Source organism: Streptomyces sp. T39 (assembly GCF_008042045.1).
GTDB lineage: Bacteria > Actinomycetota > Actinomycetes > Streptomycetales > Streptomycetaceae > Streptomyces.
Map to the genome: position 1 here is coordinate 2,661,267 of NZ_RDBP01000012.1, position 25,349 is coordinate 2,686,615.

Genomic DNA, 25,349 nt, shown 5'->3' on the forward strand with positions numbered 1-25,349 from the left:
CGTTTCCGCGCTGCCGCACCGGTCTCCTCGGCGTCAGCCGGAGAGCGCGCCGAGGCCGGAGAGCAGCAGGAGCGTGAAACGGCGGGCCCACTCCTCGTCCACCGGCTCCGCGCTCACCAGCGTCCGGTGCACCACGGCACCCGCGACGACGTCGAACACCAGGTCCGTGTTGCGGGCCGCGGCCAGGGGGTCGTCCTCGGAGGGCAGCTCGCCGCGTTCCTGGGCGCGCCTGCGCCCGTCCACCACCAGCCGCTTCTGCCGCTCGACGATCGCCGACCGGATCCGCGCGCGCAGCGCGTCGTCGCACGTGGACTCCGCGACGACCCCCATCAGCGCCGTCTTGGTCTCCGGATGCCCGAGCAGTTCGGCGAACTGGAGGACCACGCCCTCCACGTCGGCGGCCAGGCTGCCCCGGTCGGGGAGTTCGAGTGCGTCGAAGAGGACCGCGACCGCGTCGACGACCAGTTCGTTCTTGTTCGCCCAGCGGCGGTACAGCGTGGTCTTGGCGACGCCCGCACGGGCCGCCACATCGGCCATGGTCAGCTTCGACCAGCCCAGTTCCACCAGTGACGCCCGGGTGGCACGGAGGATCGCCTCGTCCGCCTCGGTGCTCCGGGGGCGGCCGGTACGTCCCCTACGTGGTGGTTCGGGGCAGGTTCTGCTGGGCATGCCCGAGACCATACCGGCCGGTAGACGGATCCCTGTGAGGCAGTTCACCGGGTAAATCTCACACGCCGCGCGCCCCGGACAGATACGCTACGACCCGTAGCGAAAGCCCGGCCGCACCGGCCGGACCGAGCGACGACCACAAGGCGCCGAGGTGGGGACCCGGTGCCGTCCCGCCGGATCCTGCGTCCGGCTTTTCACTTGTGCGCGCGGAAGGGGGAGGATGTACGCATGCAGCCAAGGAACATGTCCATGAGCGGCGTCGTCGACCTCGCCGCGGTGAAGGCGGCCGGTGAGGCCAAGGCGAAGGCCGAGCAGGCCCGCGCCGAGTCCGCCCGGCAGGGCGGCGGCGGTGCCGTGTCGCCCGCCAGTCTGGTGATCGACACCGACGAGGCGGGCTTCGAGCGCGATGTCCTGCAGCGCTCCACCGAAGTCCCGGTCGTCATCGACTTCTGGGCCGAGTGGTGCGAGCCGTGCAAGCAGCTCAGCCCGCTGCTCGACCGCCTGGCCCACGAGTACAACGGCCGCTTCGTCCTCGCCAAGATCGACGTGGACGCCAACCAGATGCTGATGCAGCAGTTCGGTGTGCAGGGCATTCCGGCCGTGTTCGCCGTGGTGGCCGGCCAGGCGCTCCCGCTCTTCCAGGGTGCCGCCCCCGAGGCGCAGATCCGCCAGACCCTCGACCAGCTGGTCCAGGTGGCCGAGGAGCGTTTCGGGCTGACCGGGCTCACGGTCGACGCGGACGGCGCACCGCCGGAGGCCGCCGCCCCGGTCGCGGGCCCGCACGACGGCCTGCTGGGCGCGGCCATGGACGCGCTGGACGCCGGTGACTTCGGCGGCGCGGTCCAGGCCTACCGGAACGTCCTCGCGGACGATCCGGGCAACACGGAGGCCAGGCTCGGCCTCGCCCAGGCCGAACTGCTGGGCCGGGTGGCGGGCATGGACGCGCAGGTGGTGCGCAAGGCCGCCGCGGACGGCCCGGCGGACGTCCCGGCGCAGATCGCCGCCGCGGACCTGGACCTCGTCGGAGGCCACGTCGAGGACGCCTTCGGCCGGCTGGTGGAGACCGTCCGGCGGACGGCCGGCGACGACCGGGACGCGGCGCGGGTGCGGCTGCTCGAACTCTTCGAGGTCGTCGGCCCCGACGACCCGCGGGTGACGGCCGCACGCCAGGCGCTGGCGAGAGTGCTCTTCTGAGACACCGCCCGTCCGGACCGCGGACACCCTGTTGGCGTCACGTTGACAGCGCTTCTGACAACGGCGTCCCGTACGGGTGGTTCTGACGGTTTTACGGCGGTGGCACCGGCTCGGTGTCACCGCCGTTTTGGCGACACGGTGACAAATCGCGCGGTTGCTTTACCAAAACTTGGCAATCGGGGTGCCTGTTACTGCGAGTACTCCAACTCGGCGCATCTGTCCGGTTATCGCCACCTTTTCTCCTTTGTGGTTCGTCACAAAGCGGCACCCTCTGTGCACGCTCGGCGTCAGCCAGTCGTGGCGTGGTTATCAGGCCGTTACTAGCGAGTAACGAACCCCCTTGTGCCGGGGCGGGTAATGGACAACGATCGGCGACGCTCGGTCCAATACCGCACCAGCCCGGCTCCCAGTCGTGCCGCGGTCCGTTGGGTCCCCACCGGGCCGGTCGGCGGCAGTGGCGCCGGCCGCGGACAGGGGGGTTCCTGCCGAACGGCAGGGCCTGTCCGACCGGTTGCGCGAGAGTGCGGCCAGTGGTTGTCGCTCGGGGGTGATCGCCGGTGTCTCGGACGCGTTGCGGCCGATGTGTACGGGCGCTCTCCTTCCCGAGGACGTAGCACTTCTCCCATCCCAGGACGGGCCGACGGTCCGGACCGGAGATGTACGTCCGAGAAGGAGGAAAGTCATGGAGTCTGTGGCTCGTGGCGGAACCAGATGGAAGCGGTTCGCCCTTGTCATGGTGCCGAGTGTGGCCGCAACGGCCGCGATAGGCATCGGTCTGGCCCAGGGCGCGCTCGCCGCGTCGTTCAGCATTTCCGGCCAGGAGTTCAAGGTCAAGGCGGACAGCCTGGCCGGTACCAACTTCGTGCAGTACGGCAGCGTCGCGTCCGGCAAGACCCTGGACGGCAAGGACTTCGCCGCTCCGGTGGCCGTGTCCGGGTTCAAGAGCGCGACCATCACGAACATGTGCCAGTCGGTCGTCACGCCCGACGTCCCGTTCATCGGCAGCGTCAGCCTTGAGCTGCGTGCCGGTACGGACCCGAAGAAGCCGGTCGAGGCGTCCAACCTCTACCTGGACGTCTCCGAACTCAAGGCCGACGCCGAGTTCGGCAACATCGACATCGGTGTGGCCGCCGGCTCGCTGGCCAAGAAGGACGGCGACCCGGGCATCCAGCCCGGTACCAGGGCCAACCCGTACGGCTTCGGCCAGCGCGCCGACACGGCCAAGCTGACCGGCGTCGAGCAGAAGGCGTGGGCGACCACGGCCGGGACGTTCAAGCTCAGCGGCCTGAAGCTGAAGCTGCACAAGGGCGTCAAGGAGTGCTTTTAAGGGCTGACGCCCCTGGGAACGGGCGGGTGGGCCCCCGTGGTTCCGCCCGCCCGTCCCATTTCACATCGCACCACCAGCATCAGGGAGCTTTTTCCATGAGCGCCGAGACTTCAGCAGCACAGGGGCGGGACGAGCACTTCCTCCGCGTATTCCGGCGGGGCTTCCGCACCTGGCGGGGGCAGCGGCCGTTCTGGGCGGGTCTGTTCACCATGCTGGGCGGGCTGCCGATCGCGTACCTGCCGTACGCGGACCTCCGCCTCGGCAACATCACCCTCGCGATGGCCACCACGGCCGGCGCCGGGTCCCTCATCATCGGTGTCCTCCTGGTGACGCTCGGCCTCACCATGTGGTTCCAGGCCCCCGTCCGGGTCTTCTCGGGCATCGCCGCGATCGTGCTGGCCCTGATCTCCATCCCGGTGGCCAACATCGGCGGCTTTCTGATCGGTTTCCTGTGCGCTCTGCTGGGCGGGGCCCTCGCCATCTCCTGGGCACCGGGTACGCCCGCCTCCGAAGCGGCCGCGCACGCGGCCAAGGCGGACCTGATGGACGACCCGCACCCCCTGGACGACCCGCACCGCATGGACGAGCCGACCGTGCCGGCGCCGCGTGCCGACGAGGTGTACGACCCGAACGTGACCGAAACGACTGCCCACGCCGACGGCGGGAGGAACAGTGCGGGGTGACGAACTGCAGCCGAGCGCGGCTGACGGCGACGAGGTCCGCGAGAGAACAGGACCGCGCCACGCCGCTCCCCGGAAGTCGCTGCTGACCAAGCTTCACCTGCCCGCGACGAAGGCCATGGCCCTGGCCGCGATGCCGACCGCCGTGTTCGTGGGCATGGGACTCACTCCCAAACTGGCCCTGGCCGACGACAAGGAGATCCCCTTCGCCCCCGGTCCGTGCGTGACCCGCTCGGACGAGCCGGTGGAGGAGGAGTCGCCGAAGCCCGCCGGGAGCGCGAAGCCGACGCCGTCCCCGACCCCGTCGGACACCGCCGACCCCGAGCCCTCGCCGAGCGGGACGCCCGGCACCGGCACCGGCGCCGACGAGCCGAAGCCCGCCGAGAGCCCCGCCGCGGACACCGCCGAACAGCAGAAGGCACCGGAGCCCGAGCCGTCCCCGAGCGAGACCAGGAACCCGCTGGACCCGCTGGGCATCGGCGACGCCCTCAAGGACCTGCTGGACGGCACCGTGAAGGAGCCCGAGGCGACCCCGACGCCGTCGGCGAGCACCACGCCCGCCGACGAGCCGTCCCAGCCCGCCGAGCAGCCCGCCGAGCAGCCCTCGGAGAAGCCGACCGCGAAGCCCGAGGAGCCGACGGACGCGGCCAAGCAGGCGATCAAGGACGCCGCCGACCAGGCCGGCGCCGAGGTCGAGGAACTGGACGAGGACGCCAAGGGCCTGGAGCCCAAGAAGGACGAGGACATACCGGAGGGCGCGAAGCCCCGCTTCCCCTGCCCCACCGCCGATCCCGAGGCGCTCGCGGCCGCCGACCTGGAGCCGGGCATCCCGCTGCTCCCGGACGACCCGTGGACGCTCAAGAGCTCGATGCTCACCCTCACCGGGCTCGACTACCACGGCATCGTCGAGGTGAAGACGGGCAGCGGGAAGATCAAGAAGGCCCTGAAGTTCACCGCCGACGGCGTGGACATCAAGGACCTGCACCAGATCGTCAAGGGCCCCGACGGCACCACCATGCACGTGGAGGCACGTGCCGGGTCCACCTCGACCATCAGGAACGGCACGGTCACGATGTACACGGAGGAGCTGAAGGGGAACCTCTTCGGCATCATCCCGATCACCTTCAGCCCGGACACCCCGCCGCCGCTGAACGTCCCGTTCGCGATGTTCACGAACGTCACGGTGACCCAGGCCGGGCAGTTCGGCGGCACGCTGACGGTTCCGGGCCTGCACAACTACATCGAGAGGGGCCCGGGCGTCGGCTGAACCGCCGACCGACCCCGAGCCGTTCGCACCGGGACCACCGGGAGCCGCGAGAAAGGGCCGTGGGCCGCACCCGTTCAGGGGGGTGCGGCCCACGGCCTCGTCCGTGCCCGGGGAGCGTTCGCGGCGCCCGGGCGGGATCCGACCGAGGGACGCGCGACGGCACCCGCCCCGGGCGCGGTGCGCGGCCGGGGCGGGTGCCGTGATCGGACGTCGGGGCCGTCGGGCCCGTCAGGCCTTCTCGCCGCCGAGGTGGTGGACCCGGACCATGTTGGTGGTACCGGGGACGCCCGGAGGGGAGCCGGCCGTGATGATCATGGTGTCGCCCTCGTTGTAGCGCTGGAGCTTCAGCAGCTCCGCGTCGACCAGGTCGACCATCGCGTCGGTGTTGTCGACGTGGGGGACCACGAAGGACTCCACGCCCCAGCTCAGCGCGAGCTGGCTGCGCGTGGCGGCGTCCGTGGTGAAGGCCAGGATCGGCTGCTGGGCGCGGTAGCGCGACAGCCGGCGGGCCGTGTCGCCGGACTTGGTGAAGGCGATCAGCGCCTTGCCGTCGAGGAAGTCGGCGATCTCCGCGGCCGCGCGGGCGACCGAACCGCCCTGGGTGCGCGGCTTCTTGCCCGGGACCAGCGGCTGCAGGCCCTTGGCGAGCAGCTCCTCCTCGGCCGCGACGACGATCTTCGACATCGTCTTGACCGTCTCGATCGGGTACGCGCCGACCGAGGACTCCGCGGAGAGCATGACCGCGTCCGCGCCGTCCAGGATCGCGTTGGCGACGTCGGACGCCTCGGCGCGCGTGGGGCGGGAGTTGGTGATCATCGACTCCATCATCTGGGTGGCGACGATCACCGGCTTGGCATTGCGGCGGCACATCTCGATGAGGCGCTTCTGCACCATCGGGACCTTCTCCAGCGGGTACTCGACCGCCAGGTCGCCGCGGGCCACCATCACGCCGTCGAAGGCCATCACGACGGCCTCCATGTTCTCGACGGCCTGCGGCTTCTCCACCTTGGCGACGACGGGGACCCGGCGGCCCACCTCGTCCATCACCTTGTGCACGTCCTTGACGTCGTCGGCGTCACGGACGAAGGAGAGGGCCACCAGGTCGCAGCCCATGCGGAGCGCGAAGCGGAGGTCCTCGACGTCCTTCTCGGACAGTGCGGGGACGTTGACCGCCGCACCGGGCAGGTTGATGCCCTTGTGGTCGGAGATGACACCGCCCTCGACCACGATGGTCCTGACCCGCGGGCCCTCGACCTCGACGACCCGCAGCTCGACGTTGCCGTCGTTGATGAGGATCTGGTCGCCCTTGGAGACGTCCCCGGGAAGGCCCTTGTACGTCGTCCCGCAGATCGACTTGTCGCCGGGCACGTCCTCGGTCGTGATGACGAACTCGTCGCCGCGGACCAGCTCGACCGGTCCTTCGGCGAAGGTCTCGAGACGGATCTTGGGGCCCTGGAGGTCGGCCAGGACGCCCACGGCGCGGCCGGTGTCCTCGGACGCCTGGCGCACGCGGTGGTACCGCTCCTCGTGCTCCGAGTGGGATCCGTGGCTCATGTTGAATCGGGCCACGTTCATGCCGGCCTCGATGAGCGCTTTCAGCTGCTCGTACGAGTCGACGGCGGGGCCCAGTGTGCAAACGATTTTGGAACGGCGCATAAGGCGGATCCTATCGGTTTGTTTCCCTGCGGAATATTCCGTCTGGTGGAATGTACAAATGGGCGCCCGCCCGCTCAGGCGTACACCGTCAGGCGTTCACCCTTTTCACCAATTCATGGGTCTGGCGGGCGATCTCCAGTTCCTCGTCGGTGGGCACGACGGCCACCGCGACCCTGGCGTGCCCGGGCGAGATCAGCCGGGCCTCACCGGACCGCACGGCGTTGCGTTCCGCGTCGACGGCGAGCCCCAGCTGTTCGAGACCGGCGATCGCCGCCTCCCGCACCGGCGCCGCGTTCTCGCCGACCCCCGCCGTGAACGCCACCGCGTCGACCCGGCCGAGGACCGCGTAGTACGCCCCGATGTATTTCCGCAACCGGTGGACGTAGATGTCGAAGGCCAGCCTCGCCCGCTCGTCGCCCTCGTCGATCCGCCGGCGGATCTCCCGCATGTCGTTGTCCCCGCACAGCCCCACCAGCCCGCTCCGCTTGTTCAGCAGTTCGTCGATCTCGTCGGCCGACATGCCCGCGACCCGCTTGAGGTGGAAGGTGACGGCCGGATCGATGTCGCCGGAGCGGGTACCCATCACCAGCCCCTCCAAGGGGGTGAGGCCCATGGAGGTCTCCACGCACCGCCCGCCCGACACCGCGGACGCGGACGCCCCGTTGCCGAGGTGCAGCACGATGACGTTCACCTCGGACGGGTCCTTGCCGAGCAGCCGGGCCGTCGCCCGCGACACGTAGGCGTGCGAGGTGCCGTGGAATCCGTAGCGGCGGATGCGGTGCGCGTCGGCGGTCTCCACGTCGATGGCGTAGCGGGCCGCCGCCTCCGGCATCGTGGTGTGGAAGGCGGTGTCGAAGACGGCGACCTGCGGGAGCTCCGGACGCAGCGCCTGTGCCGTCCGGATGCCCGTGAGGTTCGCCGGATTGTGCAGCGGCGCGACCGGCACCAGCCGCTCGATCTCGGTCAGCACCTCCTGCGTGATCACCGTCGGCTCGGTGAAGCGCAGCCCGCCGTGCACCACCCGGTGGCCGATCGCGGCCAGTTCGGGGGAGTCCAGGCCGAGCCCGTCACGGGCCAGCTCGTCGGCCACCGCCTTCAGCGCGGCGTCGTGGTCGGCGATCGGCCCGGTCCGCTCGCGCGGCCCGGCCGCGCCGGCGTCCCCGCCGGCGAGCGGCGTGTGGACCAGACGCGACGTCGACTCGCCGATCCGCTCGACCAGCCCGGTCGCCAGCCGCGTCGCGTCGCGCATGTCCAGCAGCTGGTACTTCAGCGACGACGAACCGGAGTTGAGGACGAGGACGCGGGTGGCCGTCATACGGAGAACTCCTGAGCCTTGGACGGGTCCTGGGACTGGATCGCGGTGATGGCGACGGTGTTGACGATGTCGCCCACGAGAGCTCCGCGGGACAGATCGTTCACCGGCTTGCGCAGGCCCTGCAGCACCGGGCCGACGGCCACCGCGCCCGCCGAACGCTGCACGGCCTTGTACGTGTTGTTGCCCGTGTTGAGGTCGGGGAAGATCAGCACCGTGGCCCGGCCGGCGACCTCCGAGCCGGGCAGCTTGGTCGCCGCCACCGACGGGTCGACGGCCGCGTCGTACTGGATCGGGCCCTCGATCAGCAGGTCCGGCCGGGACGCCCGGACCAGCTTGGTGGCCTCGCGCACCTTGTCGACGTCCGCACCGGAGCCGGAGGTGCCGGTGGAGTACGACAGCATCGCGATGCGCGGCTCGACGCCGAAGCGGGCCGCGGTCGCCGCCGACTGGATCGCGATGTCCGCGAGCTGCTCGGCGTTCGGGTCCGGGTTGACCGCGCAGTCCCCGTAGACCAGCACCCGGTCGGCCAGGCACATGAAGAAGACGGACGACACGATCGCCGCCGCGCCCGCGCCGCCCTGCTCGCCGGGAGGCGCGCCCATCGACCCGGTCTTGATGATCTCGAACGCGGGCCGGATGGTCGCGGCCGTGGAGTGGACCGCCCCCGACACCATGCCGTCGGCCAGGCCCTGGGCCACCATCAGCGTGCCGAAGTAGTTGACGTCCGTCACCACGTCGTGGGCCAGCTCCACGGAGACGCCCTTGTGGGCGCGGAGCGTCGCGTACCGCTCGGCGAAGTCCTGGCGCAGCTCGGAGGAGGCGGGGTCGATCAGCTGCGCCGACGACAGGTCCACGCCGAGGTCCGCCGCCTTCTTGCGGATCAGGTCCACGTCCCCGAGGAGGGTCAGGTCGCACACGTCGCGGCGGATGAGCACGTCGGCGGCGCGCAGCACGCGCTCCTCGGTGCCCTCCGGCAGGACCACCCGGCGCCGCTCGGCACGGGCCTGCTCCAGCAGCTCGTGCTCGAACATCATCGGCGTCACCCGGCCGCTGCGGGCCACCGCGAGCCGGTCCAGCAGGTCGGCGGTGTCCACATGGCGCTCGAACAGGCCCAGTGCCGTCTCCGCCTTGCGGGGGGTGGCGGCGTTCAGCTTGCCTTCCAGGCCGAAGAGTTCGGCGGCGGTGGGGAAGCTGTTGCCCTCGACCGAGATCACCGGCGTGCCCGGGGCGAGCCGGGCGGCGAGGGTGAGGATCTCCCGGCTCGGCCGCTCGTTCAGGGTGAGCAGCACCCCCGCGATGGGCGGTGTGCCCGCGGAGTGCGCGGCGAGCGAGCCGACGACCAGGTCGGCCCGGTCGCCCGGGGTGACCACCATGCAGCCGGGCGTCAGCGCCGGCAGGAAGTTCGGGAGCATCGCGCCGCCGAAGACGAAGTCCAGCGCGTCGCGCGCGAGGCCCGAGTCGTCGCCGAGCAGCACCGTGCCGCCGAGGGCGTGGGTGATCTGGGCGACCGTGGGCGCGGCGAGCGCGGGCTCGTCGGGCAGCACGTAGCAGGGGACCGGGAGGCGGGCGGAGAGGCGCTCGGCGATGCGGTCGCGCTCCTCGGGCGCCACCCGGTTGGCGACCATCGCGAGGACGTTGCAGCCGAGGGCCTCGTACGCGCGGTGGGCGTTGCGCGTCTCGGCCCGCACGGACTCCGCCGTCTGCCCCCGCCCGCCGACCACGGCGATCAGCGAGGCGCCGAACTCGTTCGCCAGCCGGGCGTTGAGCGCCAGTTCGTCGGGGAGCTGGGTGGCGGCGTAGTCGGTGCCCAGGACCAGCACGACCTCGTACTCCCGTGCCACCGGCAGGAAGCGTTCGACGAGCCGGGACACCAGCTCGTCGGTGCCCCGTTCGGCCTGGAGGGTGGCCGCCTCGTGGTAGTCCATGCCGTACACGGCCGACGGGTCCTGGGAGAGGCGGTAGCGGGCCCGGAGCAGCTCGAAGAGACGGTCGGGTCCCTCGTGGACGAGCGGCCGGAAGACGCCCACCCGGTCCACCTGCCGGGTCAGCAGTTCCATGACCCCCAGCTCGACCACCTGCCGGCCGTCGCCGCGGTCGATCCCGGTCACGTACACGCTCCGCGTCACGCGTGCTCTCCCGTCCCTGTGTCGTCGTCCGTCGTGTTCCGACGGTGCCCGCCACCGCCGGACGGCGGGGCCGGACGCGCGGAAACCGCCCCGGGGCGGCCTCGCCCTCTTGACAATACCCTCGCGTGTAGATAGGGCGCCCGCCGGGCAGAAGCGCACCCGGGCCGCCCCGGGAGCTTCGCCGGCCGGTCCGGGGAAAGGGCCCCGGATCAGCCGGAGGGGCGGCGCACCGCGGGCCCGTGGGACAATCGGACCGGCTCACACGTTCGGCGAGGAGCAGGAGAGACAGCACGATGCGCATCGGCATTCTCACCGCAGGCGGCGACTGCCCGGGGCTGAACGCAGTGATCCGCTCGGTCGTGCACCGCGCCCTGACCGGGCACGGCGACGAGGTCATCGGCTTCGAGGACGGGTTCCGCGGTCTGCTCGACGGCCACTACCGGCCCCTCGACCTCAACGCGGTGGGCGGCATCCTCGCCCGCGGCGGCACCATCCTCGGCTCCACCCGCCTGGAGCGCGACCGGCTGCGCGAAGCGGCCGAGAACGCGCCGGAGTTGGCGAAGCGCTACGGCATCGACGCGCTCATCCCGATCGGCGGCGAGGGCACGCTCACCGCGTCCCGGATGCTCGCCGACGCCGGGATGCCCGTGGTCGGCGTCCCCAAGACGATCGACAACGACATCTTCGCCACCGACCGCACCTTCGGCTTCGACACCGCCGTGATGGTGGCCACCGAGGCCATCGACCGGCTGAAGACCACCGCCGAGTCGCACCAGCGGGTGATGGTCGTCGAGGTCATGGGGCGGCACGCCGGCTGGATCGCCCTGGAGTCCGGCATGGCCGGCGGCGCCCACGGCATCTGCCTGCCCGAGCGGCCCTTCCAGGTCGACGACCTGGTCAAGATGGTCGAGGAGCGGTTCGCCCGGGGCAAGAAGTTCGCCGTCGTCTGCGTCGCCGAGGGCGCGCACCCCGCCGAGGGCTCGATGGCCTACGAGAAGGGCGAGATCGACCAGTTCGGCCACGAGCGCTTCCAGGGCATCGGCAACCGGCTCGCCGCCGAGCTGGAGAGGCGGCTGGGCAAGGAGGCCAAGCCCGTCATCCTCGGCCATGTGCAGCGCGGTGGCACGCCGACCGCGTACGACCGCGTCCTCGCCACCCGCTTCGGCTGGTACGCCGTCGAGGCCGCGCACCGGGGCGAGTTCGGCATGATGACCGCGCTGCGCGGCACCCGGATCGTCATGGTGCCGCTCGCCGAGGCGGTGACCCGGCTGAAGACCGTGCCCGCGGACCGGATGTCCGAGGCGGAGTCCGTCTTCTGACGGCCCCCGGGGCGTGCGCCCCGCGCTCCGCCCGCCCGCGGGTCCCGTGCATCCGGCGCGGGGGCGCGGCCCTCAGTCGCGGGCCAGGGCCCAGAAGTGGTCGAGGATGCGGTCCAGGAAGTCCCGCCCCGACGCGCCCGTGTCCTCCGACGCGTCCCCCCAGCTCAGCGACGCCACCGTCCGGGACTGGTAGTCGGAGTGCAGCCGCTGGAGCACGGCCTCCAGCCGGCCGCGTTCCATCGGCAGCATCCGGGCGACCGGGCGGACGTACGCCTGCCACCGCGCACCGACCGCGCCGCGCAGCAGTTCGGCCAGGTCCTGGTCCCGGCCGGTCACCGCCAGCAGATCGCGGGGCGACAGCGCCAGCGCCTCGGCGAGGGCGGCGGTCTGCCGCTCGTTGCCGCGCCAGCGGCGCGCCTCCTCCATCCGCGCGTACGCCCCGGCGTCCAGGCCCACCCTGCGCGCCAGGTCCTGGGACGTCCAGCCGCGGGCGATGCGGTGCTCGCGCAAGGTGGTCGCGCCGGTGAGGAGTTCGGCGGGCGAGCACCACAGCACGCCCGCCAGGGCCGTCAGTTCACGGGTGCCGGGTTTCGCGGTGCCCCGCTCCCAGGCCACCACCGTGTCGGGTGTGGCCGCGAGGCCGTACTGGGCGCGCAGACCGTAGGCGACATGACCGGGAGCCATGCCCAGGGCCTCGCGGAGACGGCGCGCGGCGAGGGAGTCGAAGGGCGGGGAAGGGGGCTGGTGCACGCGCACACCGTACGGTCGGGCCACCGGCGCCGACTACGGTGCGTTCGCCTCAAGCTCCACCTCGTAGAAAGGTCCGACGCGGGCGCCGGGTGTTCCGGCTACCCGGGGGTAGGGCCGTGTCCGGCGGTCCGCCGCGCCGGGTGCGGCGTCAGCGGCGGGAGCTCAGCCAGCGGTACTGGAGCTCCGGCCGGCCGACCTGCCCGTACTGCGGCACCCGGTCCGCCCGTCCCGCGGTGACCAGATGCTCGAGGTAGCGCCTGGCCGTGATGCGCGAGATGCCGACCGCCGCGGCGGCCTCCGTCGCGGTCAGCCCGGCGGACGACTCGCGCAGCGTCCGCGTGACCGCCTCCAGCGTGGGCCCGCTCAGTCCCTTGGGCAGCGTCGTCCCCGTGCGCGGGGCGCGCAGCGCCCCGAGCGCACGGTCGACCTCGTCCTGGCCGCTGGCCTCTCCCGCCGCCGCCCGGAACTCGGCGTAGCGGTCGAGCCGGTCACGGAGCGTGGCGAAGGTGAAGGGCTTCAGCACGTACTGCACCACGCCGAGGGAGACGCCCTCCCGGACGATCGCCAGATCACGGGCGGACGTCACCGCGATCACGTCGGCCGCGTGCCCCGCGGCGCGCAGCGACCGCACCAGCTGGAGACCGTGCCCGTCGGGCAGGTACAGATCGAGCAGGAGCAGGTCCACCTCCGTGCGCTCCAGCGCCCGGACGGCCTCGGCCCGCGAATGGGCGACGCCGACGACGGTGAACCCGGCGACCCGGCCCACGTAGAGGGCGTGGGCGTCGGCGGCGACGGGGTCGTCCTCGACGACCAGAACCCTGATGGTCATGCGCGCGTCTCCGTCGGCCGGTCCGGGGCCGGTCTCCCGGCGGTGATCAGCGGCAGGCGGACCGTGAACTCGGCCCCGCCGTCCGCGCCGCGGCCCACCGCGACCGTGCCCTGCCCGCGGCGCACGGCCTGCTGCACCAGGGCCAGGCCGATGCCGCGACCGGGGCCGTGCGTGGACCAGCCGCGCCGGAACACGTCCTCGGCCCGGTCGGGGGACACGCCGGGACCGCTGTCGGCCACCCGCACGAGGAGCTCGTCCCGCTCGGCCAGCAGCGTCACGGTGACCCGCGCCCGCACCCCGCCGGGCGCCGCCACCGCGGGGGCGGCCCCGCCCGGGGGACCCGCCTGCGCGGGGAGCAGCGCCGCGGCGGACGGGGCGCTGCTCCCGGCGTCGGCCCTCCCGCGGCCGTCGGCCGCCTCGGGGCCGCCGCCCGGCACGGGGACGTGGTGGTGTCCGGGGCCTGCCGCGCCGTGTGCGGCTCCGGCCTCCGCCGCGCCCGCACCGGGACGGGCGGCCGGCCCGTCGCCGGCCGCCTCGGGGGAACCGTGGCGCCCGGCGCCCGCCGGGCAGCCGTGTGCGGCTCCGGCCTCCGCCGCGCCCGCCGGGGCGGCGAAGCCCACTCCGGCGGGCGCGGGGAGCGGGGCCGTTGCGAGGGCGGGCCCCGTGGTGGCCGGGCCGGGCCCCGGGAGACCGGCCGCCGCGTCGACCGCGTTGTCGATCAGGTTGCCGAGGACGGTCACCAGGTCCCGGGGCGGCAGGGTGTCCGGCAGGACGTGGTCGTCGATGCGGCTGTCCTCGGTCAGCACCAGCTCCACGCCCCGTTCATTGGCCTGCGCCGTCTTGCCGAGCAGCAGCGCCGCGAGGACGGGTTCCCCCACCGCCCCGACCACGCGGTCCGTCAGCACCTGCGCCAGCTCCAGCTCCGCCGTCGCGAAGTCGACCGCCTCGTCCGCGCGGCCGAGCTCGATCAGCGAGACCACGGTGTGCAGACGGTTCGCCGCCTCGTGGGCCTGCGAGCGCAGGGCCTGGGTGAAGCCGCGCTCCGAGTCCAGCTCGCCGGAGAGCGCCTGGAGCTCCGTGTGGTCGCGCAGGGTGACGACGGTGCCGCGCTGCTCGCCGCCGACGACCGGCCGGGTGTTGACCACCACGATCCGGTCGGCGGTCAGATGCACCTCGTCCACCCGCGGCTCGGAGGCGAGCAGCGCCCCCGTGAGCGGCGCGGGCAGCCCGAGTTCCGCCACGGGGCGGCCCACCGCGTCGTCGCCGAGCCCCAGCAGTTCCCGCGCGCCGTCGTTGGCCAGCGCGATCCGCCGGCCGCCGTCGAGCATGACCAGCCCCTCGCGCACGGCGTGCAGCGCCGCCTGGTGGTAGTCGTGCATCCGGCCCAGCTCCGCGGAGTTCATCCCATGGGTGTGGCGGCGCAGCCTGGCGTTGATGACGTACGTACCGGCGCCGCCGAGGGCGAGCGCCGCCCCCGCGGCGACCAGGAGGGCGGTGACCTGCTCCCGCACCTGCTGGGTGATCTCCTCGACCGTGATGCCGGCGCTCACGATGGCGACGACCCGCCCGCCGGCGTCGCGCACGGGCGCCACGGTGCGCACGGAGAGGCCGAGCGTGCCCTCGAACTGCTCGCTGAGGACGCCGCCGCGCTGGGCGGGCCCGATGTGGCCGAGATACGTCTCCCCTATCCGCTCCGGAGTCGGATGGGTCCAGCGCCTGCCGTGCGGGTCCATGATCACGACGAAGTCCATGCCCGCGTCCTTGCGCAGGGCCTCGGCGTAGGGCTGGAGCACCGCCGACGGGTCCCCGGAGCGCGCCGCCTCGGCGACCGAGGGCGAGCGGGCGGCGGCGGCCGCGGTGGCCGTGGTCCGGTGCCGGGCGGACTCCTCGGCCTGGGCCTGGTCCGTGACGTACGCGAAGAGCGCGCAGCCCGCCACGATCGCCGCGACCAGCACGACCTGCATGGCGAAGAGCTGGCCCGCGAGACTGCGGGGACGGGGGAGGCGCATGCCCGTAAGTCTGCCTGGCCGGAATTGTGTGAACGAAACGAACGCAACGGTGACCGGGGTCACAGCGCTGGTGGATAGTCGCGGGGATCCATCGGGACATGGACGCGCACACTCGACGAGGAGGACCCCGTGGCCACAGCCAACGGCAGGCGGGACCGTACGCACTATCTCTACATCGCGGTCATCGCCGCGGTCGCTCTCGGTATCGCCGTGGGGTTCGCCGCCCCCGGGGTGGCCGTCGAACTGAAGCCCATCGGCACCGGCTTCGTGAACCTCATCAAGATGATGATCTCGCCGGTGATCTTCTGCACGATCGTGCTGGGCATCGGCTCGGTGCGCAAGGCCGCCAAGGTCGGTGCCGTCGGCGGTCTCGCCCTCGGCTACTTCCTGGTGATGTCGACCGTTGCCCTGGCCATCGGCCTGCTCGTCGGCAACCTGCTGGAGCCCGGCTCCAGCCTGCACATCACGGAGGCGACCCGTGAGGCGGGCGCCGCGCAGGCCGAGGGCACGGGGGAGAGCACCGCGGACTTCCTCCTCGGCATCATCCCGACGACCCTGGTCTCCGCGTTCACCGAGGGCGAGGTGCTCCAGACCCTGCTGGTGGCCCTGCTCGCCGGCTTCGCGCTCCAGGCGATGGGCTCGGCGGGCGAGCCCGTCCTGCGCGGCATCGGCCACATCCAGCGCCTCGTCTTCCGCATCCTCGCGATGATCATGTGGGCGGCGCCCGTGGGCGCCTTCGGCGCCATCGCGGCGGTCGTCGGCGAGACCGGCCTCGACGCACTGAAGTCGCTGGCGGTCATCATGATCGGCTTCTACGTCACCTGTGCGCTGTTCGTCTTCGTGGTCCTCGGCCTGTTGCTGCGGCTCGTCGCCGGCGTGAACCTCTTCTCGCTGCTGAAGTACCTGGGCCGCGAGTTCCTGCTGATCGTCTCCACCTCCTCGTCCGAGTCCGCCCTGCCGCGGCTGATCGCGAAGATGGAGCACCTGGGCGTCAGCAAGCCCGTGGTCGGCATCACCGTGCCCACCGGTTACTCCTTCAACCTGGACGGCACCGCCATCTACCTGACGATGGCCTCGCTGTTCATCGCCAACGCCACCGGCGACCCGCTGAGCGCGGGGGAGCAGATCTCCCTCCTGGTCTTCATGATCATCGCCTCGAAGGGTGCGGCCGGGGTCACGGGCGCCGGTCTGGCGACGCTGGCCGGCGGACTGCAGTCGCACCGCCCCGAACTCGTCGACGGCGTCGGCCTGATCGTCGGCATCGACCGCTTCATGAGCGAGGCGCGCGCCCTGACGAACTTCGCGGGCAACGCCGTCGCCACCGTCCTCGTCGGCACCTGGACCAAGGAGATCGACAAGGGCCGGGTCGAACTCGTCCTGGCGGGCAGGGCGCCCTTCGACGAGGCCACCCTGCTCGACGACCACGCGCCGCACGAGACCGCCGCTCTTCCGGAGCCGAGGGACGACGAGCGGGAGCCGGCCAAGGTCTGACCCTTCGCCGCCGCTTCGCGAGGCCCCCGGTGTCCGCACGCCGGGGGCCTTAGCGCGCCCGGCCGGCCGCCGGGACGCGTCGGAGCGATGCGTGGCACCCTCCTCGCGCGGGGCCCCGGCAGGGGGGGACCCGGTCGTCCGCGAACGGTCACTGCTCGTCGACGCGCCGGCACTGCTGGAGTCCGGGCTCGATCTCCTCGCACTCGAAAACGGGCTGGGTGAAGGCCACCGTCGCCGCCGTGCCCGGCTCCTGCGGTGCCGCACCGACACCGTCGGGGTGGTAGGCGAGCGCGAAGAACCCGGCCGCACCGGGGTGTCTGTCGAGCAGGCCGCGGAACTCCGTCACCAGTCCGCCGAACTCCTCGGGGATCGTCCCCGCCCTCTCGCGGTACTCCGTCATGGCCGCCTCCGTGTCCGGGAATCGCCGTGAGGCCGCCGGGCCGCGCTCACTTCGGCCGGTGCCCGGCCACCGCCCGGGTGCGCCACGCCCTCGGCCCGCCCCTGTTCCCAGTCTCGCGCGGCGGGCGCGTGCGCGCAGGACAGGGCCGCCCGGGACCCCTTGCCTTGACGCGGACGTCAAGGAATACCGTCGCGGCATGCGAATCGGCGAGCTTGCGGAGCGGGCCGGGACCACGACCCGCACCTTGCGCTACTACGAGTCCCGGGGGCTGCTCCCCGCACGGCGTGCGGTCAACGGCTACCGCACGTACGACGAGGACGACCTGCGGCTGCTGCACCAGATCCGGACGCTGCAGGACTTCGGCTTCGGCCTGGAGGAGACCAGGCCGTTCGTCGAGTGCCTGCGGGCCGGGCATCCGGCGGGCGACTCCTGCCCCGCGTCGCTCGCCGTCTACCGGGCCAAGCTCGCCGAGCTGGACACCCTGATCGAGCAGCTCGCCTCCGTGCGGGCGCAGGTCTCGGCGTCGCTGCTGCGGGCCGAGGCACAGATGCCCGAGGGCCCGGAACCCCTGTGCGCATTCTCGGAGGTCGACAGATGATCGGTACGGAAGGCGTCGCCATGGTGACGGACACGGATTTCGAGGCCCGGGTGCTCGCGGCCGAGGGCCCGGTCCTGGTGGAGTTCTCCGCCGGGTGGTGCGGGCCGTGCCGCCAGCTCGCCCCGGTGCTGAAGGCCGTGGCGGCCGAACAGGCGGACCGGCTGGAGGTGGTGGAGATCGACGCGGACAGCAACCCCGAGACGGTGACCCGCTACGGCGTGCTGTCGCTGCCGACCCTGCTGGTGTTCCGAGGGGCGAGCCGGTGAAGTCGATCGTCGGCGCCCGTCCCAAGCGCCGGCTGCTCCAGGAACTGGAGGACGTCCTCCCGTCCTGACCGGCCCGGCAGGCGCGCCGTGCGGGCCCGGTTGCCCGGATCCGCACGGCGCGCGCGCCCGCGCCGGCCGTCCGGCCGCGGGCGCCCCGGCGCCCGCAGGACCGCTCAGACCAGGCGCCTGATCTCGCCGCGCACCCGGTAGAACCCGGACTGCGCGGGGTGCAGCGCGTCCACCACGTACCGGGCGCCCACCTCGCGTATGCCGCGCGGGAACTGGACGTACCAGGAGGGGTCGTAGCCCTCGGACACCACGTGCACCCGCAGCCGGCTGCCGGTGCCGACGCACTCGACCACCACGCCGCCCGCCGGCGGCGCCGAGACCGTCGCCACCGAGGCCGCCGAGAGGGCCGGGGTGTACGTCGGCAGGGCGGCGGCCGACTTGACGTCCCTCGCCACGGGGACGGAGCCCTGCTGGGCCGCGGTCACCGCGGCCTCGCTCGCGTCCACGCACACCAGGGAGCCGTCCGTGGTGACCATGTACAGCTTCTCGTCGTGGTACTGCATGGACAGCGCCGAGCCCCCGCCCGTGCGCAGCTTCCACAGCCGGGTGCCGTCGGTGTCGAAGCAGTACACGGAGGACGACGAGTCGCCGGCGAAGACATGGCGCCCGTCGGGCGAGGTGGCGCACGAGTAGACGGCGGTGTCGCAGCGGTACGTCGCCTCCACCGCGCCCGTCGCCTTGGAGAGCCGCTGCACCACGTGGCGCGCGGTGCCCGCGTAGACGGCGTCGTCCTCCTGCCAGCCGAAGAGCACTCCGCCCGAGGTGCGGGTGTGCCACAACTCGCCGCTGCCGTCGGGCGCGTAGGCCGTCACCCCGCTCTGGTGGCCGTGGTAGACGCCCCGGTCGTCGGCGCGCACCATCCAGGCCTGGCCGCCGGCGGAGCGGCGGGCCCACTGGTACTCGTCCTCGTGGTCGATGACGGTCAGACCGCCGTCGGCGTCCGAGACGTTGAGCACGCCCTCGCGGATGTCGAGCCAGAAGATGTCGACGTCGGCGGCGATGTCGTAGGCGGCGAAGGGCAGTTTGGACGAGAGGTCGTACACCGTGCCGTCGTCGCAGCCGGCGTAGATCCAGAAGTCGTCCGCCACCAGGCACTTGACGCCCTCGGGCAGCGAGTACCGGGCGAGGACGTCGCCGCCGTGGCTGAGGGTGAAGACGTCGCCCGCCTGGTTGCCCATCCAGCAGCGGTCCTCGTCGATGTGGATGCCGAAGGCCGCGGAGCCGGTGCGGAACCGCCACAGCACCGGCGCGGTGGAACGCGCGGTGGACGGCGCGGACGTCACCTGACGGCGGGTCACCGGACGCGCCGCGCGCTGTCCGCGCACGGCCGGGGCGTACCCCTTGCGCACCTTCTCGCCGATCTTCCGTGCGGCTGCCGCCTGCGCCTTCTCCGCCGTCGGGAACGACGACGTCTGGAGCTGCCCGGCGGCGCCGATGCGCCCGTAGCGCACCGAGACGGCCGTCCCCTCCACGGTCACCTCGTAGAACTTGTGCGCTCCGCCGTCGTCCTGCGACAGCTCCAGATACGTCGTCGTGCCAGACATGACAGACCCCTCCCCGGGACGGAACAGCCGTCCGTCTCCGGCTCGTTCCCACTGACGAGAACGCTACGGGGCGCCACTGACAGCGCCGGTGGGCGGGCGGGGCCGGCTGGTGAGCGCCCCCCGCCGGTGGAGAACGTCGCGGGGAACACAAAAATCCCCCGGAACCGAATTGACGGCCGGGGGTAATACCTGCGTATATTTGATGGTTCCCTGCCCGTGGATTCCGCGGACATTGCTTGCGGAGAATTCACGGAGGGAAGTTCACTGGATGAATCATATCGCGTCAGGAGCTGAATTGTCAACCGAGGAATTGCGGAACGAACAGCAATTCGTCGCCCGGCTCTACGAGCGCCTCGACGCGCTCCGGGAGCAGGCCGAGAACGCCGTCGCGGCGACCGCGGCCCAGGTCACCACCGGTCGCCAGGCCCGGGTCGAGCGCGACATCGGCGTCGCGGAGCACCTCGCCCATCTCAACGCCCTCGACGCGGTCGACGACGGACTGTGCTTCGGCCGTATCGACGAGAAGGACGGCACGACCCGCCACATCGGCCGGGTCGGAATGCGCAGGGACGACGCCCGGCGCACTCCTCTGCTCATCGACTGGCGCGCTCCCGTCGCCCGCCCCTTTTACCTCGCCACCGGATTCGAGCCGATGGGCCTCGTGCGGCGCCGGCACATCAGAACCAAGGGCCGGACGGTCACCGCGCTCCACGACGAGATCCTCGACCTGACGGACCCGACGCGCACGGGCCACGAGTCCCGCGACGCCGACGAAGTGCTCCTGGCCGCGCTCGCGACGGCCCGCACCGGCCGCATGGCCGACATCGTGCAGACGATCCAGGCCGAGCAGGACCGCATCATCCGCGCGCCCCGGCACGGCGTCCTCGTCGTCGAGGGCGGCCCCGGCACGGGCAAGACGGCCGTCGCGCTGCACCGCGCCGCGTACCTGCTCTACGAGCACCGCGAACAGCTCGCCCGCCGGGCCGTGCTGATCGTCGGCCCCAACCCGGCCTTCCTCGGCTACATCGGCGAGGTGCTGCCGTCGCTCGGCGAGACCGGCGTCCTGCTGTCGACCATGGGCGAGCTCTTCCCCGGCGTGCACGCCACCGGCACCGACACGCCCCGCGCCGCCGCGGTCAAGGGGCGCGCCTCGATGGCCGCCGTCCTCGCCCGCGCGGTGGCCGCCCGGCAGACCCTGCCGGAGACGGTGCCCGCCGCCAGCGGCGAGGACCACGGCGAAGTCCCCGAACCCGCGCTGGAGATCGACCACGAGGGCTACGGAACACTGCTGCTGCACCGCGAGATGGCGTACGAGGCCCGCGACCGGGCCCGTTCCACCGGGCTGCCCCACAACCTGGCCCGCCCGCACTTCGCCTTCCGGATCATCGACGCCCTGACCGCCCAGCTCGCCGACCGGCTCGGCGCCGACCCCTACGGCGGGGAGAACCTCCTGGGCCCCGACGACCTCGCCCAGCTCGGCAAGGAGATCGCCACCAGCGCCGAGGTGCACGCCGCGATCGACACGCTGTGGCCCCCGCTCACCCCGGAGCGGCTCGTCGCCGACCTGCTGGCCGAACCGGAGGCCCACCTGGACGCCGGGGACGCCGACGCCGTGCGGCGCGACCGGGGCCCGTGGACCCCCGCAGACGTCCCGCTGCTCGACGAGGCGGCCGAACTCCTCGGCACGGACGACAGCGCGGCCCGTGCCGCCGCCGAGGCGGAACGCCAGGACCGCATCGCCTACGCCCAGGGCGTGCTGGAGCTGTCGCACGGCTCCGAGACGTTCGAGTTCGAGGACGAGGAGTCCGAGGTGCTCGCGGCGCACGACGTGATCGACGCCGAGCGGATGGCCGAACGCCACGAGGAGGCGGACCACCGCACCGCCGCCGAACGTGCCGCGGCCGACCGGACCTGGGCCTTCGGGCACATCATCGTCGACGAGGCGCAGGAGCTGTCCGCGATGGCGTGGCGGCTGCTGATGCGCCGCTGCCCGACCCGGTCGATGACCCTGGTCGGCGACCCGGCCCAGACCGGCGACGAGGCGGGCTGCGGATCGTGGCGGGAGATCCTCGAACCGTACGTCGGCGACCGCTACGAGCACACCCGGCTGGGCGTCAACTACCGCACTCCCGCGGAGATCATGGAGCTGGCCGCAGGCGTGCGCCGCGCCGCCGACCCCTCCTTCGAGCCGCCCCGCTCGGTGCGCTCCACCGGTGTGGAGCCCTGGGAGGTGTCCGTCGCCCCGGAGGAACGCGCCGCCGCCGTGGCCGGCCGGGTGGCCGAGGCGCCGCGCGAGGGCCGGACCGCCGTCATCGCCCCCGCGTCGCTGCACCGCGAGCTCGCCGCCCGGCTGCCGGACGCGGGGACGGGGCCGGACCCCGACCTGACCCGCCCCGTGGTGCTGATCGACCCGAAGGCGGCGAAGGGGCTGGAGTTCGACACCGTGATCGTGGTGGAGCCGGAGGCCATCCGGGACGCCTCCCCGTACGGCGTCAACGACCTCTACGTGGCGTACACCAGGGCGACGCAACGCCTGGGCGTCGTCCGCGGCCGGGCAGCCGGGCGGTGACCCGGGCGGCGGGGGCGCGGCCACCGTCACGGTGACCACGCCCCCGCGGGCCGCCGGAGCCCTTCGTCCGGACCGGCGCGCGCGAGGCGCCCGGGAGCCGCACGCCGGACGCCGGGTCAGGCGGGCCGCAGCCAGACCGTCGCCAGCGGCGGCAGCGTCAGCGTGACGGACGTCCGGCGGCCGTGCGACTCGGCCTGCTCCGTCTTGATCGGATCCGGGTTGACCACCCCCGAGCCGCCGAACCGCTCCTCGTCGGTGTTGAGCACCTCCGACCACACCGGCACGGAAGAGGGCACGCCGAGCCGGAAGCCGTGGCGGACGACGGGGGAGAAGTTGCTGACCGCCAGCAGCGGGACGCCCTCGCGGTCGAACCGCAGGAAGGCGAGGACGTTGTCCTCGGCCGCGCCGCCGTCCACCCAGTCGAACCCGTCCGGCACGGTGTCCTGCTGCCACAGCGCGGGCGTGCTCGCGTAGACCGTGTTCAGCCGGCGCACCAGGTCGCGCACGCCGCGGTGGTCGGGCTCGGCCGCGTACGACGGGTCGAGCAGCCACCAGTCCGGGCCATGGCCCTCGGACCATTCGGCCCCCTGTGCGAACTCCTGCCCCATGAACAGCAGTTGCTTGCCCGGATGCGCCCACATGAAGCCGAGGTAGGCGCGGTGGTTGGCGCGCTGCTGCCACCAGTCGCCGGGCATCTTGCTGACCAGCGCCCGCTTGCCGTGCACCACCTCGTCGTGCGAGATCGGCAGCACGTAGTTCTCGCTGTAGGCGTACACCATCGAGAAGGTCATCTCGTTGTGGTGGAACTTGCGGTGCACCGGCTCGTGCTCGATGTACCCGAGCGAGTCGTGCATCCAGCCCATGTTCCACTTCAGGCCGAAGCCGAGGCCGCCGAAGCCGCCGTGGCCCACGTGGTGGGTGGCGCGGGTGACACCGTCCCAGGCGGTGGACTCCTCGGCGATGGTGACCACGCCCGGGCAGCGCCGGTAGACGGTGGCGTTCATCTCCTGGAGGAAGGCCACCGCGTCCAGGTTCTCCCGGCCGCCGTGCTCGTTAGGCGACCACTGGCCGTCCTCGCGCGAGTAGTCGAGGTAGAGCATCGAGGCGACGGCGTCCACCCGCAGGCCGTCGATGTGGAACTCCTCGCACCAGTACACCGCGTTGGCGACGAGGAAGTTGCGCACTTCCTTGCGCCCGTAGTCGAACTCCAGCGTCCCCCAGTCGGGGTGGGCGGCCCGCGACGGGTCGCTGTGCTCGTACAGCGGGCGGCCGTCGAACTCGGCCAGCGCCCAGTCGTCGCGCGGGAAGTGCGCCGGCACCCAGTCGACCAGGACGCCGATGCCCGCCCGGTGCAGGCTGTCGACGAGGAAGCGGAAGTCGTCCGGGGTGCCCATCCGGGAGGTCGGCGCGTAGAAGCCGGTGACCTGGTAGCCCCAGGAACCGCCGAACGGATGCTCGGCCACCGGCATGAACTCGACATGGGTGAAGCCGAGGTCCCGCACGTACCGGGGGAGCTGCTCCGCGAGCTGACGGTACGTGAGTCCGGGCCGCCACGAGGCGAGATGGACCTCGTACACGGACAGCGGCGCCTCGTGGACGGGCCGGTCGCCGCGGTGGGCCATCCACTCCTGGTCCGTCCACTCGTGCCGCGAGCGCGTCACCACGGAGGCGTTGGCCGGCGGCACCTCGGTACGCCGCGCCATCGGGTCGGCCCGCAGGGTGTGCGAGCCGTCGGGTCGCATGATCTCGAACTTGTAGAGGGCGCCCTCGCCGACGCCGGGGAGGAACAGCTCCCAGACACCCGTCGAGCCGAGCGAGCGCATCGGGCAGCCCGTGCCGTCCCAGTAGTTGAAGTCGCCCACGACCCGCACACCGCGGGCGTTCGGCGCCCACACGGTGAACCGGGTGCCGGTGACCCCCTGGTGGGTCAGGGGGTGCGCGCCGAGCGCGTTCCACAGCTCCTCGTGCCGGCCCTCCCCGATCAGGTGCAGATCGAGGTCGCCGAGTGCGGGCAGGAAGCGGTAGGCGTCGTCGGTCTCGTAGCCCTCGGGGTGGTCGGGGTAGGCGACCAGCAGGCGGTACTCGGGCATCGTGCGCAACGGCAGCACACCGGAGAACAGGCCGTCGCCGTCGTCGTGGAGCTCGGTGCGCAGGCCCTTGGCCAGGATGGTGACCGCGGTGGCGTGGGGACGCAGCACCCGCAGCTGGACGCCCCCGCGGACCGGGTGGGCGCCGAGCAGGGAGTGCGGGTCGTGGTGTCCGCCGCTCAGCAGACGCCCGCGGTCCTCGTCGCTCAGGTCCGCCGCGGGGCGCAGGCCGCCGGGGCGGGGTGCGGGGGCGGCCGTGTTCCGGGGCCCGGAGGCGGAGCCGGAGTCGCCCGCCGCCGTGGCGCGCGGGGTGCGGCCGGTGCCGGAGCCCGCCGGGCGGGCCGCTCCCCGGCCGCCGCCCCCGGCGGCCCGGCGTCCGCCGCCCGCCGGTGTCCCGGCCGTCCCGGCGGCCTCGGCCGCGGGCCGAGGCGCCGTGCGGGCGGTGCCGGTGCCCGTGCCGGCGCTCGCCATCGCCGCGGGCACGGGCTCGTCGTGGCGCCCCTGGACCGGCAGCCCGGCCGCCGGTTCGGGTGCCTCCTCCCCGGCCGGTGCCTCCGGCGCGGGAGCGGCCTCGGCGTCCGTCCCGGCCCGCCGCCCGCKCGGCYCCCGGCCCGCGGCCTTGCGGCGTCCCCGGGCGCGGGGCGCGGTTCCGGCGCCGTCCGCCGCCGGGTCGGCGCCGGCGGCCTCCTCGCCCGTGGTCTCCGCGGCGGCGGCTCCGCCGGAACCCGACCGGCCCGCGGCGCCACCCGCCTTCCCGGCCCCGAGCACCCCGGACGTCGCACCGGTCCCGCCGCTCGCCCCGGACGTCGCACTGGTCCCGGACGTCCCGCCGGTCGCCTCGGACCCGGGCGTCGCGCCGGACTTCGTACGGCCCTTGCGGGCAGGGCGCCGCGTCCCGGCGGCGGCGGCCGCCGCGCCGTCGGCTCCGGCTGCGGCCTGTGCGGTGCTCGGCGCGTCCGCCGTGTCCCGCCCGGTGCCGCTCGCGGGTGTGTCCGAGGGCGCCGCCCCTGCAGCGGCATCCGAAGGTTCCGCGGCGCCCGGCGTGCCCTCTTCCGTGCCGGTGTGGTCGGAGGTGCTCAACACCGACGAGGAGCGGTTCGGCGGCTCGGGGGTGGTCAACCCGGATCCGATCAAGACGGAGCAGGCCGAGTCGCACGGCCGCCGGACGTCCGTCACGCTGACGC

The 25,349-nt window shown here is 73.0% G+C and carries 19 protein-coding genes and 1 pseudogene; 10 read left to right on the forward strand and 10 right to left on the reverse strand.

From position 1 onward, the window contains the following. Positions 1 to 33: 33 nt before the first annotated feature. Complete coding sequence (locus EAO77_RS13210; protein WP_147988190.1) at positions 34 to 669, reverse strand: TetR/AcrR family transcriptional regulator; 636 nt, start codon at positions 667 to 669, stop codon at positions 34 to 36. Between the two features lie 228 nt (positions 670 to 897). Between EAO77_RS13210 and EAO77_RS13215 the strand changes: the two genes are divergently transcribed. The 4 genes from EAO77_RS13215 (at position 898) to EAO77_RS13235 (ending at position 5,137) form a co-directional block, all read left to right on the forward strand. Next, positions 898 to 1,863 (forward strand): tetratricopeptide repeat protein, encoded by a 966-nt coding sequence (locus EAO77_RS13215; protein WP_147988191.1) that lies wholly within the window; start codon positions 898 to 900, stop codon positions 1,861 to 1,863. Between the two features lie 682 nt (positions 1,864 to 2,545). Beyond that, a complete protein-coding gene (locus tag EAO77_RS13225) occupies positions 2,546 to 3,190 on the forward strand; it encodes a DUF6230 family protein (RefSeq protein ID WP_147988192.1) in 645 nt (214 codons plus the stop codon). A 95-nt stretch (positions 3,191 to 3,285) separates the two neighbouring features. Further along, positions 3,286 to 3,873, forward strand: coding sequence for a DUF6114 domain-containing protein (locus EAO77_RS13230; protein ID WP_147988193.1), 588 nt, complete (start codon positions 3,286 to 3,288; stop codon positions 3,871 to 3,873). Further along, on the forward strand, positions 3,863 to 5,137 hold the full coding sequence (locus EAO77_RS13235; RefSeq protein ID WP_147988194.1) for a hypothetical protein: 1,275 nt from the start codon (positions 3,863 to 3,865) through the stop codon (positions 5,135 to 5,137). Before EAO77_RS13230 ends, EAO77_RS13235 begins: the two co-directional genes overlap by 11 nt. 228 nt (positions 5,138 to 5,365) lie before the next feature. Here the strand turns inward: EAO77_RS13235 and pyk are convergent, their stop codons facing one another. From pyk to pta, 3 genes are all read right to left on the reverse strand, one after another. Next, a complete protein-coding gene (gene pyk / locus EAO77_RS13240; protein ID WP_147988195.1) occupies positions 5,366 to 6,793 on the reverse strand; it encodes a pyruvate kinase in 1,428 nt (475 codons plus the stop codon). A gap of 88 nt (positions 6,794 to 6,881) precedes the next feature. Next, complete coding sequence (locus EAO77_RS13245; RefSeq protein ID WP_147988196.1) at positions 6,882 to 8,108, reverse strand: acetate kinase; 1,227 nt, start codon at positions 8,106 to 8,108, stop codon at positions 6,882 to 6,884. Further along, positions 8,105 to 10,234, reverse strand: coding sequence for a phosphate acetyltransferase (pta, locus tag EAO77_RS13250; RefSeq protein ID WP_147988197.1), 2,130 nt, complete (start codon positions 10,232 to 10,234; stop codon positions 8,105 to 8,107). Before pta ends, EAO77_RS13245 begins: the two co-directional genes overlap by 4 nt. Before the next feature lie 293 nt (positions 10,235 to 10,527). Between pta and EAO77_RS13255 the strand changes: the two genes are divergently transcribed. After that, positions 10,528 to 11,553, forward strand: a complete 1,026-nt coding sequence (locus EAO77_RS13255) for an ATP-dependent 6-phosphofructokinase (protein ID WP_147988198.1) — start codon at positions 10,528 to 10,530, stop codon at positions 11,551 to 11,553. A 72-nt stretch (positions 11,554 to 11,625) separates the two neighbouring features. Here the strand turns inward: EAO77_RS13255 and EAO77_RS13260 are convergent, their stop codons facing one another. From EAO77_RS13260 to EAO77_RS13270, 3 genes are all read right to left on the reverse strand, one after another. Continuing rightward, positions 11,626 to 12,303 (reverse strand): helix-turn-helix transcriptional regulator, encoded by a 678-nt coding sequence (locus tag EAO77_RS13260; protein ID WP_261993883.1) that lies wholly within the window; start codon positions 12,301 to 12,303, stop codon positions 11,626 to 11,628. A 148-nt stretch (positions 12,304 to 12,451) separates the two neighbouring features. After that, the gene (locus EAO77_RS13265) at positions 12,452 to 13,132 is read right to left on the reverse strand and encodes a response regulator (RefSeq protein ID WP_147988199.1); all 681 of its coding nucleotides are present in this window, start codon (positions 13,130 to 13,132) and stop codon (positions 12,452 to 12,454) included. Beyond that, positions 13,129 to 15,141, reverse strand: a complete 2,013-nt coding sequence (locus tag EAO77_RS13270; protein WP_147988200.1) for an ATP-binding protein — start codon at positions 15,139 to 15,141, stop codon at positions 13,129 to 13,131. The genes EAO77_RS13265 and EAO77_RS13270 overlap by 4 nt, the downstream gene beginning before the upstream one ends. A gap of 129 nt (positions 15,142 to 15,270) precedes the next feature. On the opposite strand from EAO77_RS13270, the gene EAO77_RS13275 reads away from it, so the two are divergent. After that, a complete protein-coding gene (locus EAO77_RS13275; protein WP_147988201.1) occupies positions 15,271 to 16,632 on the forward strand; it encodes a cation:dicarboxylate symporter family transporter in 1,362 nt (453 codons plus the stop codon). Between the two features lie 148 nt (positions 16,633 to 16,780). Here the strand turns inward: EAO77_RS13275 and EAO77_RS13280 are convergent, their stop codons facing one another. Further along, a complete protein-coding gene (locus EAO77_RS13280) occupies positions 16,781 to 17,032 on the reverse strand; it encodes a hypothetical protein (protein ID WP_147988202.1) in 252 nt (83 codons plus the stop codon). 196 nt (positions 17,033 to 17,228) lie between these two features. Here EAO77_RS13280 and EAO77_RS13285 point away from each other — a divergent pair, with 196 nt between their 5' ends. Together EAO77_RS13285 and trxA are read left to right on the forward strand one after the other, a co-directional pair. Continuing rightward, a complete protein-coding gene (locus tag EAO77_RS13285) occupies positions 17,229 to 17,630 on the forward strand; it encodes a MerR family transcriptional regulator (protein WP_147988203.1) in 402 nt (133 codons plus the stop codon). Further along, positions 17,627 to 17,964, forward strand: a pseudogene (gene trxA, locus EAO77_RS13290) (thioredoxin). Before EAO77_RS13285 ends, trxA begins: the two are co-directional and overlap by 4 nt. 105 nt (positions 17,965 to 18,069) lie before the next feature. On the opposite strand, the gene EAO77_RS13295 reads toward trxA, so the two are convergent. Beyond that, positions 18,070 to 19,509 (reverse strand): WGR domain-containing protein, encoded by a 1,440-nt coding sequence (locus EAO77_RS13295; RefSeq protein ID WP_147988204.1) that lies wholly within the window; start codon positions 19,507 to 19,509, stop codon positions 18,070 to 18,072. A gap of 268 nt (positions 19,510 to 19,777) precedes the next feature. Here EAO77_RS13295 and EAO77_RS13300 point away from each other — a divergent pair, with 268 nt between their 5' ends. Next, a complete protein-coding gene (locus EAO77_RS13300; RefSeq protein WP_261993884.1) occupies positions 19,778 to 22,078 on the forward strand; it encodes a HelD family protein in 2,301 nt (766 codons plus the stop codon). Between the two features lie 116 nt (positions 22,079 to 22,194). Here EAO77_RS13300 and glgB read toward each other — a convergent pair whose 3' ends face one another. Beyond that, positions 22,195 to 24,933, reverse strand: a complete 2,739-nt coding sequence (glgB, locus tag EAO77_RS13305) for a 1,4-alpha-glucan branching enzyme (protein WP_261993885.1) — start codon at positions 24,931 to 24,933, stop codon at positions 22,195 to 22,197. 304 nt (positions 24,934 to 25,237) lie between these two features. Between glgB and EAO77_RS41315 the strand changes: the two genes are divergently transcribed. Beyond that, positions 25,238 to 25,349: hypothetical protein (locus EAO77_RS41315; RefSeq protein WP_410088541.1), on the forward strand; the 112-nt coding region annotated here is incomplete at its 3' end.

Bases quoted from the DNA above. Each gene is read 5' to 3' on its own strand.
- EAO77_RS13210 (WP_147988190.1), bottom strand. From the start codon at position 669: ATGCCCAGCAGAACCTGCCCCGAACCACCACGTAGGGGACGTACCGGC.
- EAO77_RS13215 (WP_147988191.1), top strand. From the start codon at position 898: ATGCAGCCAAGGAACATGTCCATGAGCGGCGTCGTCGACCTCGCCGCG.
- EAO77_RS13225 (WP_147988192.1), top strand. From the start codon at position 2,546: ATGGAGTCTGTGGCTCGTGGCGGAACCAGATGGAAGCGGTTCGCCCTT.
- EAO77_RS13230 (WP_147988193.1), top strand. From the start codon at position 3,286: ATGAGCGCCGAGACTTCAGCAGCACAGGGGCGGGACGAGCACTTCCTC.
- pyk (WP_147988195.1), bottom strand. From the start codon at position 6,793: ATGCGCCGTTCCAAAATCGTTTGCACACTGGGCCCCGCCGTCGACTCG.
- EAO77_RS13245 (WP_147988196.1), bottom strand. From the start codon at position 8,108: ATGACGGCCACCCGCGTCCTCGTCCTCAACTCCGGTTCGTCGTCGCTG.
- EAO77_RS13255 (WP_147988198.1), top strand. From the start codon at position 10,528: ATGCGCATCGGCATTCTCACCGCAGGCGGCGACTGCCCGGGGCTGAAC.
- EAO77_RS13265 (WP_147988199.1), bottom strand. From the start codon at position 13,132: ATGACCATCAGGGTTCTGGTCGTCGAGGACGACCCCGTCGCCGCCGAC.
- EAO77_RS13270 (WP_147988200.1), bottom strand. From the start codon at position 15,141: ATGCGCCTCCCCCGTCCCCGCAGTCTCGCGGGCCAGCTCTTCGCCATG.
- EAO77_RS13280 (WP_147988202.1), bottom strand. From the start codon at position 17,032: ATGACGGAGTACCGCGAGAGGGCGGGGACGATCCCCGAGGAGTTCGGC.
- EAO77_RS13285 (WP_147988203.1), top strand. From the start codon at position 17,229: ATGCGAATCGGCGAGCTTGCGGAGCGGGCCGGGACCACGACCCGCACC.
- EAO77_RS13295 (WP_147988204.1), bottom strand. From the start codon at position 19,509: ATGTCTGGCACGACGACGTATCTGGAGCTGTCGCAGGACGACGGCGGA.
- EAO77_RS13300 (WP_261993884.1), top strand. From the start codon at position 19,778: ATGAATCATATCGCGTCAGGAGCTGAATTGTCAACCGAGGAATTGCGG.